Below are 14,068 nucleotides of genomic sequence, written 5' to 3'. Positions count from 1 at the left end.
TCGCGACACCCCGCGAGCCGCCGAAGAAAACACAGGAGTTCACGTGAAGAAGCCGATCTACGTGGTGGCCACCCTCGCCGTCGCCGCCCTGACCCTGGGCGCTTGTGGCGCCGCCCCCGAGGACGAGGAGACGACGGGCGGTGACACCGAGACCACCGCGGAGGCCCCCGACAACTCCGACTTCATCGGCTGCATGATCTCCGACGAGGGCGGCTTCGACGACGCCTCCTTCAACCAGTCCGGTTTCGAGGGCCTCGAGCGCGCCGAGACCGAGCTCGGCATCACGGTCCAGTCGGCCGAGTCCACCGACCCGGGTCAGTACACCTCCAACGCCGATGCCATGGTGCAGGCGGGCTGCTCGCTGATCATCGGTGTCGGCTTCGCGCTCGAGGACACCATCCAGGCGGCCGCCGAGGCGAACGAGGACCTGCACTTCGCCCTGGTCGACTCCGCGTTCTCGGCCCCCGACTTCTCGCCGGTGGAACTGCCGAACGCGAAGCCGCTGCTGTTCAACACGCAGGAAGCCGCATTCCTGGCCGGCTACCTCGCCGGCGGCATGACCCAGACGGGCACGGTCGCCACGTTCGGCGGCCAGGCCTTCCCGTCCGTGACGATCTTCATGGACGGCTTCGTCGACGGCGTCGCCGCGTACAACGAGGCGCACGGCACGGACGTGCAGGTGCTCGGCTGGGACAAGGAGGCCCAGGACGGCTCGATGACCGGTGACTTCACCAACACCGAGAACGGCTACAACACCACGCAGCAGTTCATCGCGGCCGGCGCGGACATCATCCTGCCGGTGGCCGGTCCGGTCGGCGCCGGCTCGCTCTCCGCGGCCTCCGAGCACGAGGGCGTCTCGGTGATCTGGGTCGACTCCGACGGCTACGAGCAGGCCAGCAACGCCGAGTACCAGGACCTCATCCTGACCTCGGTGATCAAGCTGATCGGCAACTCGGTGTTCGACACGATCGACGCCGCGGTGGCGGGCGACTTCGACCCGGCTCCGTACGTCGGCACCCTGGAGAACGGCGGCGTGGACCTGGCCCCGTACCACTCCTTCGAGGACCAGGTGCCGGCCGAGCTGCAGACCGAGATCGAGGATCTGCGCGAGCAGATCATCGCGGGCGACCTCGTCATCGAGTCCCCGAGCGCGAACTGATTCATCCGTCATAGTCGAGGGGCCGGGCCGCCCCAGGGTGGCCGGGCCCACCGCAGTGTTGGTGGGTAGGCCGGGCCCCCCCGTCTGCGTCGGGGGCCCGGGCTGCCTTGGGGGGCCGGGCCCCTCGACTGTGTTCGTCGATCGGCCGTGCCCGCACGGCGATACAGTTCGTGCCACGACGTGAAGGAGGCAGGCGGTGAAGCTCGAGCTCCGTGGCATCACGAAGCGGTTCGGCTCCCTGGTCGCCAACGACCGGATCGATCTCACGTTCTCCCCCGGGCGGATCCACGCGCTCCTGGGTGAGAACGGGGCCGGGAAGTCCACCCTGATGAACGTCCTGTACGGGCTGTACACGCCCGACGAGGGGCAGATCGTCATCGACGACCAGCCCGTGGCGTTCGCCGGGCCGGGGCAGGCGATGGCAGCCGGGATCGGTATGGTGCACCAGCACTTCATGCTGGTGCCGGTGTTCACCGTCGCGGAGAACGTGGTGCTCGGGCACGAGCCCACCGGTCCGCTCGGCATCATCGGACTCGACAAGGCGCGGGCGCTGGTGCGGGACATCTCGGCGAGGTTCGGGTTCGACGTCGACCCCGATGCTCTCATCGAGGACCTGCCGGTCGGCGTGCAGCAGCGGGTCGAGATCATCAAGGCGCTGTCCCGGCACGCCGAGGTGCTCATCCTGGACGAGCCGACCGCCGTGCTCACCCCGCAGGAGACCGACGAACTCATCGAGATCATGCGTCAGCTGCGCAACGCCGGGACCTCGATCGTGTTCATCACCCACAAGCTGCGGGAGGTGCGCGCGATCGCCGACGAGATCACCGTGATCCGGCGCGGCAAGGTGGTGGGCACGGCGACGGCGGAGGACACCGAGGCCGAACTGGCGTCGCTCATGGTCGGGCGCGCGGTGAGCCTCGGCGTCGAGAAGGATCCACCGCAGCTGCGCGACGCGGTGTTCGCGGTCACCGACCTGCTGGTCGCCGACGTGGTCGGGCGGCCGGTGGTGAACAACGTGAGCTTCGAGGTGCGCGGTGGGGAGGTGCTCGCCATCGCCGGTGTGCAGGGCAACGGGCAGTCCGAGCTCACCGAGGCGATCCTCGGCCTGCGGACCCCGCTGTCCGGGTCGATCGACCTGGACGGCAAGGAACTGATCGGGCTCTCCGTGAACGACGTGCTCGACTCCGGCGTCGGATTCGTGCCCGAGGACCGCAGCACGGACGGACTGATCGGCTCGTTCAGCGTGGCCGAGAACATGATCCTGGACCAGCACGACCGCCCTCCGTACGCGCGTGGCATCGCGATGGACCTGCGCGTGGTCCGGGAACGGTCCGCGGCATTCGTCGAGGAGTTCGACGTGCGTACCCCCTCGGTCGAGGCACCGATCTCCACCCTCTCCGGCGGGAACCAGCAGAAGGTGGTGCTCGCCCGGGAGATGTCCCGCCCGCTGAAGCTCTTCATCGCGTCCCAGCCCACCAGGGGCTTGGACGTCGGGTCCATCGAGTTCGTGCACAAGCGGATCGTCGCCGAGCGGGACCATGGCACCCCGGTCATCATCGTCTCCACCGAACTCGACGAGGTGATGGCGCTCGCGGACCGGATCGCCGTGATGTACCGCGGCTCGATCATCGGGATCGTGGGCGGCGACGTGGATCGTGACGTGCTCGGGCTGATGATGGCGGGCGTCGCACCCGAGACCGCGCAGGAGGAGGCGGCCGAACATCCGACGCTCCTGCATGAGGCGGACGTCATCGCCGACGACGAGCAGAGCGAGGAGCCCTCGTGAGCCAGCAGCCGGAAAGCCCTCGGACCCCGGAGGTCCCGGAGACGGACGCCGAGGCAGGCGGCCGCGCGCAGCCGGACACCATGCGGCCGGACGAGCGGTGGCTCCGGGAGTGGATGCGCGGCGTCCTGACCTCGAACTGGTTGGTCACCCTGCTCGCCATCGTCGCCGCGCTCGTGATCAGCGGCGTCCTGATCGCGATCGCCGACGAGGACGTCCGCGACGCGGCGACGTACTTCTTCGCCCGTCCCCTCGACACGCTCGCGGCCGCCTGGAACAGCGTCGCCGGGGCCTACACGTCCCTGTTCCGCGGCGCGGTGTTCGACTTCCAGGCACCGACCCTGGCCCGGGCGATCCGGCCGATCACCGAGACCATGGTGGCGGCCACCCCGCTGATCTTCGCCGCACTCGGGCTCGGGATGGGGTTCCGGTCGGGCCTGTTCAACATCGGTGCCCAGGGCCAGGTGCTGATGGGCGCCGCGGCCGCGACGTACGTCGGGATCACCTGGTCCCTTCCCGTGGTCGTGCACGTGGTCCTCGCCGTGATCGCCGCCATGGTGGTCGGCGGGCTGTGGGCCGGGATCGCCGGTTTCCTGAAGGCCCGCACCGGTGCGAGCGAGGTGATCGTGACGATCATGCTGAACTGGATCGCGATCTGGCTGATCACCTATCTGCTCACCACGACGGTCCTTCGGCAGGGCGGGTCCCGGCCGATCTCGCCGGCAGTCGGCGAGAACGCCCGTCTGCCACTGATGCTCGGTGACGGATTCCGGCTGCACTGGGGCTTCCTGCTCGCCCTCGCCGCCGCCGCGCTGGTCTGGTGGCTGATGGAACGGTCCACGATCGGCTTCAAGTTCCGCGCCGTCGGGGCGAACATGGACGCCGCCCGCACGGCCGGCATCAACGTGAACCTGATCTTCGTGTTCGTCATGGTCTCGGCGGGCATCCTCGCCGGCCTCGGTGGCGCGTCCCAGATCCTCGGTACCGACAAGACGCTGCAGGCCGGAAGCGCGGGCTCGATCGGCTTCGATGCGATCACCGTGGCCCTGCTCGGCCGGTCCAGACCCCTGGGCACGGTGCTGGCGGCCCTCCTGTTCGGAGCCCTGCGGGCAGGTTCGCCGCTGATGCAGACGGTCTCGAACACCCCCATCGACATCGTGCTCGTGATCCAGGCCGTGATCGTCCTGTTCATCGCCGCCCCGCCGCTGGTGCGGTCGATGTTCTTCCTGCCGTCCGCGGACGGGCGCCGTCGAGTCAAGGGGGTGGCCGCGTGAGCAGCCAGTTGACCGCACCTCGTCTGAACCCCGAGGGGCTGCTCGACGAGAGGGCGATGGCACCGATCTCGTGGCGCACCCCGATCATCCTCGGCGTCGTCAGCATCATCGGGCTGCTCGCGTTCGTGCTCTTCACGCCCCCGGGGTCGATCTCGCGGATCGTCGTCTCCAACTCGGCGACCACGTTGCAGATCGACCCGTTGCATCTGCCGTCCCAGGGCTCGGCGCTGTTCCTCGTGGTGGTGGCATTCGGCCTCACCGGGCTGGCGTTCTGGGCCACGCTGAACCGGCGCAAGCTCGGCGCGATCCCGATCGTGTTCGGGATCGTGATGCTGTTCGCGTTCCTGATCTGGGCCGTCGCCGGGAACACGGGCGGCCTACCCCTGCCGCTGCTGCTGTCCACCACGATCACCGCGGCCGTGCCGCTGGTGTTCGGGGCCCTCGCCGGCGTGCTGTGCGAGCGTTCGGGAATCATCAACATCGCGATCGAGGGGCAGCTCCTGGCTGGCGCGTTCCTCGCCGTCGTGGTCTCCTCCGCGACCCGGAACCCCTATCTCGGGCTGATCGCCGCCCCGATCGCGGGCGCCCTGGTGGGGCTGCTCCTGGCCGTGTTCTCGATCAAGTACCGGGTCGACCAGATCATCGTCGGGGTCGTGCTGAACGTGCTGGTGCTGGGTCTGACGAACTACCTGTTCTCCACCGTGCTCACCCAGAATCCGCAGGGCCTCAACAACCCGCCGCGGACGCCCGCCTTCGCCATACCGCTCCTGTCCGAGATCCCCGTCCTAGGCCCGGCGCTGTTCAACCAGACGGTCATCGTCTACGTCATGTACGTGGTGGTCGCGGTGCTGCAGGTCATGCTCTTCCGCAGCCGATGGGGGCTGCGGGTGCGCGCCGTCGGCGAGCACCCCAAGGCCGCGGACACGGTCGGCATCAAGGTGAACCGGACCCGGTACCGCAACGTGGTGCTGGGCTCGGCGATCGCCGGCTTCGGTGGGGCAGCGTTCGTCTCCGCGGCTCTGCCGTTCACCAAGGAGGTCTCCGCGGGGCGCGGCTACATCGCCCTAGCGGCGATGATCCTGGGCCGGTGGAGCCCGACTGGTGCGCTGGCCGCGGCCCTGCTGTTCGGGTTCGCCGACTCGCTGAACCGGGTGCTCGGCAACATCGGATCCCCGGTGCCGTACGAGTTGCTCGCCATGCTGCCCTACCTCGCGACCATCTTCGCCGTGGCCGGCCTGGTCGGGCGGATCCGCCCGCCGGCCGCCGAGGGCAAGCCGTACCCGTGAGTCGCTCGGAGGAGGCCGCTGTGCCGGACATCGACTGGGACGCCCTGCGGGCCGCCGCGCGCGAGGTGATGACCCGGGCGTACGCCCCGTACTCCGGGTACCCCGTGGGCGCGGCCGCGTTCACCACCGAAGGGGACCTGATCGTCGGGGCGAACGTGGAGAATGCCGCCTACGGCGTCACCCTGTGCGCGGAATGCTCCCTGGTGTCCGCGCTGATCACCGGGGGCGGGGGCCGGCTGGCGGCCTTCACCTGCGTGAACCGCAACGGGGACACGATCATGCCGTGTGGTCGGTGCCGGCAGCTCCTCTGGGAACACGGCGGCCCGGACCTCCTGGTGGAGACGGTCTCCGGGATCCGGCCGATGACAGAGGTGCTCCCGGACGCGTTCGGACCTGACGACCTGGAGGCATGAGGAGCCCGCCCACACCCCGGGCGGCGAACAGTCGGAGTGCCGACGTGGAGGCCACCGCGGACCCGTCTCACTAGGCTGGGCCCATGAGTGAAGCCTTCGACGCCGTCGACGTCATCCGCGCCAAGCGGGACCAGCAGGTCCTCGCCGACGACCAGATCGACTGGGTCATCGACGCGTACACCCGCGGGGTCGTCGCCGAGGAACAGATGGCGGCCCTGAACATGGCGATCCTGCTGAACGGCATGACCCGGCCGGAGATCGCCCGCTGGACCGCCGCGATGATCGCCTCCGGCGAGCGGATGGACTTCTCCACGCTGGCCCGGCCCACGGCGGACAAGCACTCCACCGGCGGCGTCGGGGACAAGATCACCCTCCCGCTGGCGCCCCTGGTCGCCGTGTTCGACGTCGCGGTGCCGCAGCTGTCCGGCCGCGGGCTCGGGCACACCGGCGGCACCCTGGACAAGCTCGAGTCGATCCCGGGCTGGCGGGCCGCGCTCACGAACGCGGAGATGCTCGCCCAGCTCGACGACGTCGGCGCGGTCATCTGCCAGGCCGGCTCCGGGCTGGCCCCGGCCGACCGCAAGCTGTATGCGCTGCGTGACGTGACCGGCACCGTCGAGTCGATCCCGCTCATCGCCTCCTCGATCATGAGCAAGAAGATCGCCGAGGGCACCGGGGCCCTCGTGCTGGACGTGAAGGTCGGGTCCGGTGCGTTCATGAAGAACCTCGAGGATGCCCGTGAGCTGGCCCGCACCATGGTGGACCTCGGCACGGACGCCGGGGTGCGCACGAGCGCCCTGCTGACCGACATGTCCACCCCGCTCGGGCTCACCGCCGGTAACGCGCTCGAGGTGCGGGAGTCGGTAGAGGTGCTCGCCGGTGGCGGTCCCGCCGACGTCGTCGACCTCACCGTGGCCCTCGCCCGGGAGATGCTCGACGCCGCCGGCCGACCGGACGCCGACCCCGCCGCCGCGCTCGCGGACGGACGGGCCATGGACGTCTGGCGCGCCATGATCGCGGCGCAGGGTGGTGACCCGGACGCACCGCTGCCGACGGCGAAGCACACCGAGCAGGTACTCGCACCCGCCGACGGGGTGCTCGTGGAGCTGGACGCGCTCGCCGTGGGCATCGCGGCCTGGCGCCTCGGCGCAGGCCGGGCCCGCCGGGAGGACACCGTCCAGGCAGGCGCGGGCATCGAGCTGCACGCCAAGCCCGGCGCGCCGGTACGTGCGGGACAGGTCCTGATGACCCTGCACACGGACACCCCGGACCGGTTCGACCGGGCGGCCGAGGCCCTTGCCGACGCCGTCACCATCGCCCCGTCAGGTTCCCGCCCGGCGACGGGTGCGGTGGTGCTCGAGCGGGTCGGAGCCGCGTGAGCGACACGTCCGCCGGCACCGAACCCGACCCCGCCGCCGGCCCCGGGCGGCGGCCGTCGTCCGTGTACGGCGTCGGCTCGGAACCGGACGCCCGGTTCTCCCTCGCCAACGAGCGCACCGCGCTCGCGTGGCTGCGCACCGGCCTGGCCCTCGTCGCCGGCGGGGTGGCCCTGACCACCCTGGCGACGTTCGCCGTCGCCGGCCCGCTGCTGGACGTCGTGGCCGCCCTCGCCTGCCTGGCCGGCGGCGCACTCGCCATCGGGGCACTGGTGGGCTGGCGGCGCACCGAGCGTGCCCTGCGGCTGGGCAGGCCATTGCCCGCGCCGAGCGCGCTGCCGATCCTGGTGGTCGGCGTCGCGGCGATCGCCGTGGTGCTGGCCGGCTACGCCGTGGTCCAGGCGCTCGGGTGAGTCGGCGCTGCCCGTGAGAGCGGTCGAGGGGCTCGCCGGCGACCCCGGGGCGCAGCCCCAACGGACCATGCTGGCGTGGAACCGCACCATGCTCGCGGCGGTGCTCGGCGCGATGCTCGTCGCACTGACCGCCGAGCGACAGCAGCGTCCGGTGATCGCCGCGATCGCCGGTCTCGCCGCGCTGGCCCTGCTGTTCCTCGTGCTGCGCGACCTGCGGCGCTGGCGGCACGACGGGCACGGCCCGTGGATCTCCTTGCTGCACGTCGGCATCGCCGTCGTGGTGCTCGCCGGGCTGGGTGCCACCCTCGCGATCGCCGGACTCGTGTACTGAGCGCGGTCGCGCGCGCCGTTCGGGGCCGGACCATTACGCTCGGTCCATGACGCTCACCCACGAGGACATCGTCGCGCTGCCGAAGGTGGTGCTCCACGATCACCTCGACGGCGGACTGCGCCCCGCGACCATCATCGAGCTGGCCGCCGAAGCCGGACACGACCTGCCCAGCACGGACCCCGACGAGCTCGCGGCATGGTTCGTGCAGTCCGCCAGCGCCGGTGACCTGCCCCGTTACCTCGAGACGTTCGCGCACACCCTCGCGGTCACCCAGACCGAGGCCGCCCTGCGCCGGGTGGCGCGGGAGGCCGTGGTGGACCTCGCCGCCGACGGCGTCGTCTATGCCGAGCTCCGCTACGCCCCCGAGCAGCACCTCAGCGGCGGACTGAGCCTCCAGGAGGTCCTCGACGCCGTTCACGCCGGCCTCGCCGAGGGGGTGGCCGAGGCAGCCGAGGCCGGCCGGCGAATCCGGGTCGGCACCCTGCCGTCCGCGATGCGGCAGTTCGACCGGGGCACCGAGATCGCCGAGGTGACGCTCGCGAACCGTGATCGCGGCTCCGTCGGCTTCGACATCGCCGGCCCGGAGGACGGCTTCCCGCCGTCCCGGCAACTCGCCGCGCTGCGGACCCTGCGGGAGGCGAACTTCCCCTACACGGTGCACGCGGGCGAGGCCGCCGGGCTCGAGAGCATCTGGGAGGCCGTGCAGCTGTGCGGGGCGCTCCGGCTCGGCCACGGTGTGCGGATCATGGACGACATCGAGCTCGGCACGGACTCGGACGGCGAGCTGTTCGCGGCGCTCGGAGACCTCGCCCAATGGGTGCTCGACCGGCAGATCCCGCTCGAGATCTGCCCACAGTCGAACCTCCAGACCGGGATCGCCGGATCGGTGGCCGAACACCCGATCACCGTGCTCCGGGACATGGGCTTCGCGGTCACCCTCAACACCGACAACCGGCTGATGTCAGGCACCTCGATGAGCCGGGAGATGGAAGCCCTGGTGGACGAGGCCGGCTGGACGCTCGAGGACTTCGAGCAGGTGACCCTGACCGCCGCCTGGAACGCGTTCGCCCCGAACCAGGAGATGCGCGTCATCATCGCCGAGCAGATCGAACCCGGCTACGCCTCAGCGCAGTCCGGTGACCACAGCGACGACGGAAGTCTGATCGGAGAGTCCTGATGGGGGTACCCGGCTGGATCTGGGCGGTCACGGTCGTAGGGATCGTGGGGCTGCTGTTCTTCGACTTCTGGTTCCACGTGCGCAAGGCCCACGTCCCGACGCTCGGCGAGGCCGCCAGGTGGTCCGCCATCTACGTCGGCATCGCGCTGCTGTTCGGGGTGGGCGTCCTCGTCCTCGGCGGCTCCGACATGGGCACCGAGTACTTCGCCGGGTACATCACCGAGAAGGCGCTCTCGGTGGACAACCTGTTCGTGTTCCTGATCATCATGACGAGTTTCAAGGTGCCACGGGCGGACCAGCAGAAGGTCCTGCTGTTCGGCATCGTGTTCTCCCTGTTCGCACGCACCGGGTTCATCTTCCTCGGCGCCGCGCTGATCAACTCCTTCGCCTGGGTGTTCTACTTCTTCGGACTGATCCTGCTGATCACGGCGGGGAACATGCTCAAGCCAGGGCACGACGACGACGGCGAGAACGTCATGGTCCGGCTCGCGCGCCGGTTCCTGCACACCTCCGAGCACTACGACGGCGACAAGCTGTTCACGATCGTGGACGGCCGGCGCGCGCTGACCCCGATGCTGCTCGTGATGGTGGCGATCGGCGGCACCGACGTGCTGTTCGCCCTGGACTCGATCCCGGCGATCTTCGGGCTCACCCAGAACGTGTACATCGTGTTCACCGCCACCACGTTCTCCCTGCTCGGGCTGCGCCAGCTGTACTTCCTCATCGACGGCCTCCTGGACCGGCTGATCTACCTGTCCTACGGTCTGGCCGCCATCCTCGCGTTCATCGGCGTCAAGCTCATCCTGCACGCGCTGCACGAGAACAATGTCCCGTTCATCAACGGCGGCGAGCACGTGGACGTCGTCGAGATCTCCACGGCGCTGTCGCTGTCGGTGATCATCGGGGTACTCGTGGTCACCATCGTCGCCTCGCTGCTCAGCCCGAAGGGCCGGGCGCAGAACGCCATCAAGGGCGCCGAGCGGCACGCGAAGTCCTACCTCGAGGTCGAGGAGGAGGACCCGAAGGTGCAGGACGAGGTGTATGCCGAGCTGCTCGCCGAGGAGGCGGTGCTGAAGGCCCTCCCGGAGAAGTACCGGGCCCGGATCCGGGACGAGTCCAACTTCATGGCGCTGCTCGAGCGCGCCCATCAGGCCCACGACGAACGGGTCAGCGACCCCCGGCGATGACCATGCGGGACCGACCGCAGTGACGTACGTCTCGGTCTGAGACCGACGGAGTCCTACGGAGCGGGATTGTTCTAGAGTTCAAGTGTCGCCCGCGGGCCCTGCCCGTCGGCCGTCGCCACCCCGGATCACCTGAGAAAGGCCCTGTTGTGCGCCGTCGTCTTCCTGCCCTGGTCCTGATCGCAGCCCTCGCCGCAGTGGCCGCGTGTTCCACCGGCGGTTCCGAGGACCCCACCACGGGCACCGGGTCCACCGGCGACCCAGCCGCCGAGTGCGCGCCCGGCGACCTGACGACCCTGACCGACGGCGTCCTGACCGTCGGCACGAGCGTTCCCTACGAGCCCTGGTACGTGGGCGAGGACCCCACTACGGGTGAGGGCTTCGAGTCGGCCCTCGTCTACGCCGTCGCCGAGCAGCTCGGCTACGCCGAGGACCAGGTGACCTGGGAGACCGTGACCTTCGAGCAGATCATCGCGCCGAGCATCAAGCCGTTCGACTTCGCCGCGTACCAGACCACGATCACCCCGGAACGGGCCGAGGTGGTCGACTTCTCCAGCCCGTACCTGGACACCCTGCAGGGACTGGTGGTGCAGGAGGCCGGCCCGTACGGGACCGCAACCACGCTCGCCGAGCTCGAGGGTGCTCGGGTGGGGGTGACCGCCGGCCAGACCTCGATGCCGATCGCCGAGGCTGCCTGGGGCGACGCAGTCGAGCTGGTGCCGTTCGACGACGCCGGGCTGGCCATGCAGGCGATGACGAACGGCCAGGTCGACGCCGTCGTGATGGACGTGAACCAGGCGGTGTCCGCCTCCACCGTGTACTTCCCGGACGCCGCTGTGATCGGGACCCTGCCCGAGGTGGGCGAGACCGCCCAGATCGGCTTCGTCCTCGACATCGACTCGGCGCTGACCGACTGTGTCTCCGCCGCCGTCGAAGTGCTGCACGAGGACGGCACCATCGCCGAGCTCAGCACGCAGTGGCTGCGCACGGACGACATCCCCGCGCTGAGCTGACGCCGCCGCCGTGAGCGGGCACTGGGCGCCCTCCGAGCGGGCGCTGGCGCGGGTGGCATACCGGCGCCGGCGTCGGCGCCGCTCCTTCCTGGTCGCACTCGCGTCCACCGTGGTGGTGGCCGTGCTCGCCGTGGTCGTCCTCGTCGGGTCGCCGGGCTGGGAGCGGGCCCGGGAGGCGTTCTTCGACCCGGTCGAGTTCGTCGACGTGCTGCCCGCGGTGGCGCAGGGCCTGTGGCTGAACCTGCGGGTCTGGGTGATCGCCGGTGTGATCGCGGTGGTCGGTGGGCTGCTGCTCGCCATCGCCCGCACCACGACCGCACCGGCGCTGTTCCCGCTGCGGGCGGTCGTCACGATCTATATCGATGTGTTCCGCGGGGTGCCGGTGCTGCTGGTGCTGCTCCTGGTGGGCTTCGGCCTGCCCGCCCTACGGCTGCCCTGGCTGCCGATCACGGCGGTGTTCCTGGGCACGCTGGCCATCGTGCTGACCTACACGGCCTACCTGGCCGAGATCTTCCGGGCCGGCATCGAGTCCGTGCACCCCTCGCAGGTGGCAGCGGCCCGCGCGCTCGGGCTCACCCGCGGCCAGACGACCCGCAGGGTGGTGGTCCCACAGGCGGTGCGCGCGGTCACCCCGGCGCTGCTGAACATGATCGTGGCCCTGCAGAAGGACTCGGGCCTGATCTCGATCCTCGGCGCCGTGGACGCGATCCGGGCCGCCGAGATCGCGGTCACCGGCAGCTACAACTTCACCGCCTACGTGGCCGCCGGCTTCCTGTTCCTGCTGATCTCCGTGCCGCTGACCCGGCTCGTGGATGCCTACAACGCCCGCCGCGGTGGGCGCGGCAGCGGCCGCGCGATGGTGGGGGCGATCCGATGACAGAGCCGATGACCGAGCCGACGGCGCCGCTGCTGCGCGTGGCAGGGCTGCGCAAGTCGTTCGGGACCAACCTCGTGCTGGACGGTCTCGACCTCGATGTCGCCGAGCACTCGTGCGTCGTGCTCATCGGTTCCTCGGGGTCCGGCAAGTCGACGCTGCTGCGCGCCGTCGACCTGCTCGAGGAGGTCGACGACGGCGTCATCGAGCTGCGTGGCGTCGACCTCGCCGACCCGTGGGTGGACGCGAACGCCGCCCGGGCGCGGATGGGCATGGTGTTCCAGGCCTACAACCTGTTCCCCCACATGAGCGTGCTCGCGAACGTCGCGCTCGCGCCCCGCCTGGTGCACGGCCGGACGAAGGACGAGGCGGAGTCAGCCGCCGTGGCGATCCTGGAACGGGTCGGCCTGGGGGACAAGGTCACGGCCTACCCCGACCATCTCTCCGGCGGCCAGCAGCAGCGGGCCGCGATCGCGCGGGCGCTCGTCAACGGACCCGAGCTGCTGCTCCTGGACGAAGTCACCTCCGCGCTCGACCCCGAACTCGTGGGCGAGGTCCTCGACCTGCTCGCCGAGCTGCGGACCGAAGGCACCACCATGCTGGTGGCGACCCACGAGATGGGCTTCGCCCGGCAGGCGGCGGACCTGGTCTGCTTCCTCGACGGCGGCCGGGTGCTCGAGTCCGGGCCGCCCGAGCAGGTGCTCGGCGCGCCCGAGCAGCCACGCACCCGCGAGTTCCTCGCCCGGCTGCACGCGTGAGCGCCGCGAGTGGGCCGAGCCCCCGGCAGCCCGACGGCGGTGCCGCCTTCGCGCGCACGGTTCCCGCGGTCCGGGCGCAGGTAAGCGGCCTGTGGCTGGGCCTGCTGTCGGCGGCCGTGTTCGCGACGTCCGGGCCGATCGCGCGGGCGCTCCTCGAGATCGGCTGGAGCGCCGGTGCGGCCGTGACCGCCCGGATCGCCGGTGCCGCCGTCGTCCTGGCGGTGCCGGCCGCGCTGCAGCTGCGCGGACGTTGGTCGCTGCTGCGCACGAACGTGCGGCTGATCGTCGGCTACGGCCTGCTCGCCCTGGCCCTGACCCAGTTCGCGTACTTCTCCGCGATCGCTCACGTCACCGTCGGGGTGGCGCTGCTGCTGGAGTACCTCGGCGTGGTCCTCGTGGTGCTCTGGCTGTGGGTCCGGCACGCGCAGCGTCCCAGGGCGGCGACCGTCACCGGGGTGGCGCTCGCCGTCGTCGGGCTGGTGCTCGTCCTGGACCTCACCGGCGCGAGCGACGTCGACCTGGCCGGCGTGCTCTGGGGCCTTGCCGCCGCCTGTGGGCTCGCCGGGTACTTCGTCCTCAGCGGCAACGCCTCGACCGGGCTGCCGCCGATCGTGCTCGCCGCCGGTGGCCTGACCGTCGGCGCGGTCGCGCTCGGGCTGCTCGGAGCGAGCGGACTGCTGCCGATCCGAGTGGTTGCGGCGGATGTCACCCTCGGCGGTGCGGCGGTGCCGTGGTGGGCGGCACTGATCGTCCTGGTCCTGGTCTCGACCGTGGTCGCCTACACGACCGGGATCGCCGCGACCCGCCGCCTCGGCGCCAAGCTCGCTTCGTTCGTCGGCCTGGTCGAGGTGCTCTTCGCGATCGTGTTCGCCTGGCTGCTCGTGGGGGAACTGCCGAGCCTCGTGCAGCTCCTCGGTGGTCTCCTGATCGTCGCCGGGGTGGCCGCGATCCGCTACGACGAGCTGGTCCGGCGCAGATCCTGACGGCGGGCGCCATCGCGCCCGAGCATTGGATCGCCCACGGCCGT

The 14,068-nt window shown here is 70.7% G+C and carries 14 protein-coding genes; all 14 read left to right on the top strand.

From position 1 onward, the window contains the following. The first annotated feature begins 43 nt into the window (after positions 1-43). The 14 genes from KCQ71_RS16020 (at position 44) to KCQ71_RS15955 (ending at position 14,024) form a co-directional block, all read left to right on the top strand. Positions 44-1,159, top strand: coding sequence for a BMP family lipoprotein (locus KCQ71_RS16020; RefSeq protein WP_223407680.1), 1,116 nt, complete (start codon positions 44-46; stop codon positions 1,157-1,159). Positions 1,160-1,355: 196 nt separating this feature from the next. Continuing rightward, a complete protein-coding gene (locus KCQ71_RS16015; RefSeq protein ID WP_223407678.1) occupies positions 1,356-2,945 on the top strand; it encodes an ABC transporter ATP-binding protein in 1,590 nt (529 codons plus the stop codon). Continuing rightward, on the top strand, positions 2,942-4,216 hold the full coding sequence (locus KCQ71_RS16010; protein ID WP_223407676.1) for an ABC transporter permease: 1,275 nt from the start codon (positions 2,942-2,944) through the stop codon (positions 4,214-4,216). Before KCQ71_RS16015 ends, KCQ71_RS16010 begins: the two co-directional genes overlap by 4 nt. Further along, positions 4,213-5,502, top strand: a complete 1,290-nt coding sequence (locus tag KCQ71_RS16005; RefSeq protein WP_372454049.1) for an ABC transporter permease — start codon at positions 4,213-4,215, stop codon at positions 5,500-5,502. Before KCQ71_RS16010 ends, KCQ71_RS16005 begins: the two co-directional genes overlap by 4 nt. A 20-nt stretch (positions 5,503-5,522) precedes the next feature. Continuing rightward, on the top strand, positions 5,523-5,915 hold the full coding sequence (locus KCQ71_RS16000; RefSeq protein WP_223407674.1) for a cytidine deaminase: 393 nt from the start codon (positions 5,523-5,525) through the stop codon (positions 5,913-5,915). A gap of 83 nt (positions 5,916-5,998) precedes the next feature. Next, positions 5,999-7,294: a thymidine phosphorylase gene (locus KCQ71_RS15995; RefSeq protein ID WP_223407672.1), complete on the top strand. Its 1,296-nt coding sequence runs from the start codon at positions 5,999-6,001 to the stop codon at positions 7,292-7,294. Continuing rightward, a complete protein-coding gene (locus KCQ71_RS15990; protein WP_223407670.1) occupies positions 7,291-7,704 on the top strand; it encodes a YidH family protein in 414 nt (137 codons plus the stop codon). Before KCQ71_RS15995 ends, KCQ71_RS15990 begins: the two co-directional genes overlap by 4 nt. 13 nt (positions 7,705-7,717) lie before the next feature. Beyond that, the gene (locus KCQ71_RS15985) at positions 7,718-8,035 is read left to right on the top strand and encodes a DUF202 domain-containing protein (protein WP_223407668.1); all 318 of its coding nucleotides are present in this window, start codon (positions 7,718-7,720) and stop codon (positions 8,033-8,035) included. Positions 8,036-8,081: 46 nt separating this feature from the next. Beyond that, entirely contained in the window at positions 8,082-9,212 is a 1,131-nt protein-coding gene (locus KCQ71_RS15980; RefSeq protein WP_223407666.1) for an adenosine deaminase, read from the top strand. After that, positions 9,212-10,399 (top strand): TerC family protein, encoded by a 1,188-nt coding sequence (locus KCQ71_RS15975; RefSeq protein ID WP_223407664.1) that lies wholly within the window; start codon positions 9,212-9,214, stop codon positions 10,397-10,399. Before KCQ71_RS15980 ends, KCQ71_RS15975 begins: the two co-directional genes overlap by 1 nt. A gap of 146 nt (positions 10,400-10,545) precedes the next feature. Next, positions 10,546-11,409 (top strand): ABC transporter substrate-binding protein, encoded by an 864-nt coding sequence (locus tag KCQ71_RS15970; RefSeq protein ID WP_223407662.1) that lies wholly within the window; start codon positions 10,546-10,548, stop codon positions 11,407-11,409. A 10-nt stretch (positions 11,410-11,419) separates the two neighbouring features. Further along, a complete protein-coding gene (locus KCQ71_RS15965) occupies positions 11,420-12,286 on the top strand; it encodes an amino acid ABC transporter permease (protein WP_223407661.1) in 867 nt (288 codons plus the stop codon). Continuing rightward, entirely contained in the window at positions 12,283-13,041 is a 759-nt protein-coding gene (locus tag KCQ71_RS15960) for an amino acid ABC transporter ATP-binding protein (RefSeq protein ID WP_223407659.1), read from the top strand. The genes KCQ71_RS15965 and KCQ71_RS15960 overlap by 4 nt, the downstream gene beginning before the upstream one ends. Further along, complete coding sequence (locus KCQ71_RS15955) at positions 13,038-14,024, top strand: EamA family transporter (protein ID WP_223407657.1); 987 nt, start codon at positions 13,038-13,040, stop codon at positions 14,022-14,024. Before KCQ71_RS15960 ends, KCQ71_RS15955 begins: the two co-directional genes overlap by 4 nt. The last annotated feature ends 44 nt before the right edge of the window (positions 14,025-14,068 follow it).

This window comes from Occultella gossypii (assembly GCF_019947135.1).
Lineage (GTDB): Bacteria > Actinomycetota > Actinomycetes > Actinomycetales > Beutenbergiaceae > Occultella > Occultella gossypii.
Note: the sequence above shows the minus strand (reverse complement) of the source record. Positions and strands in the feature narration are given on the sequence as shown.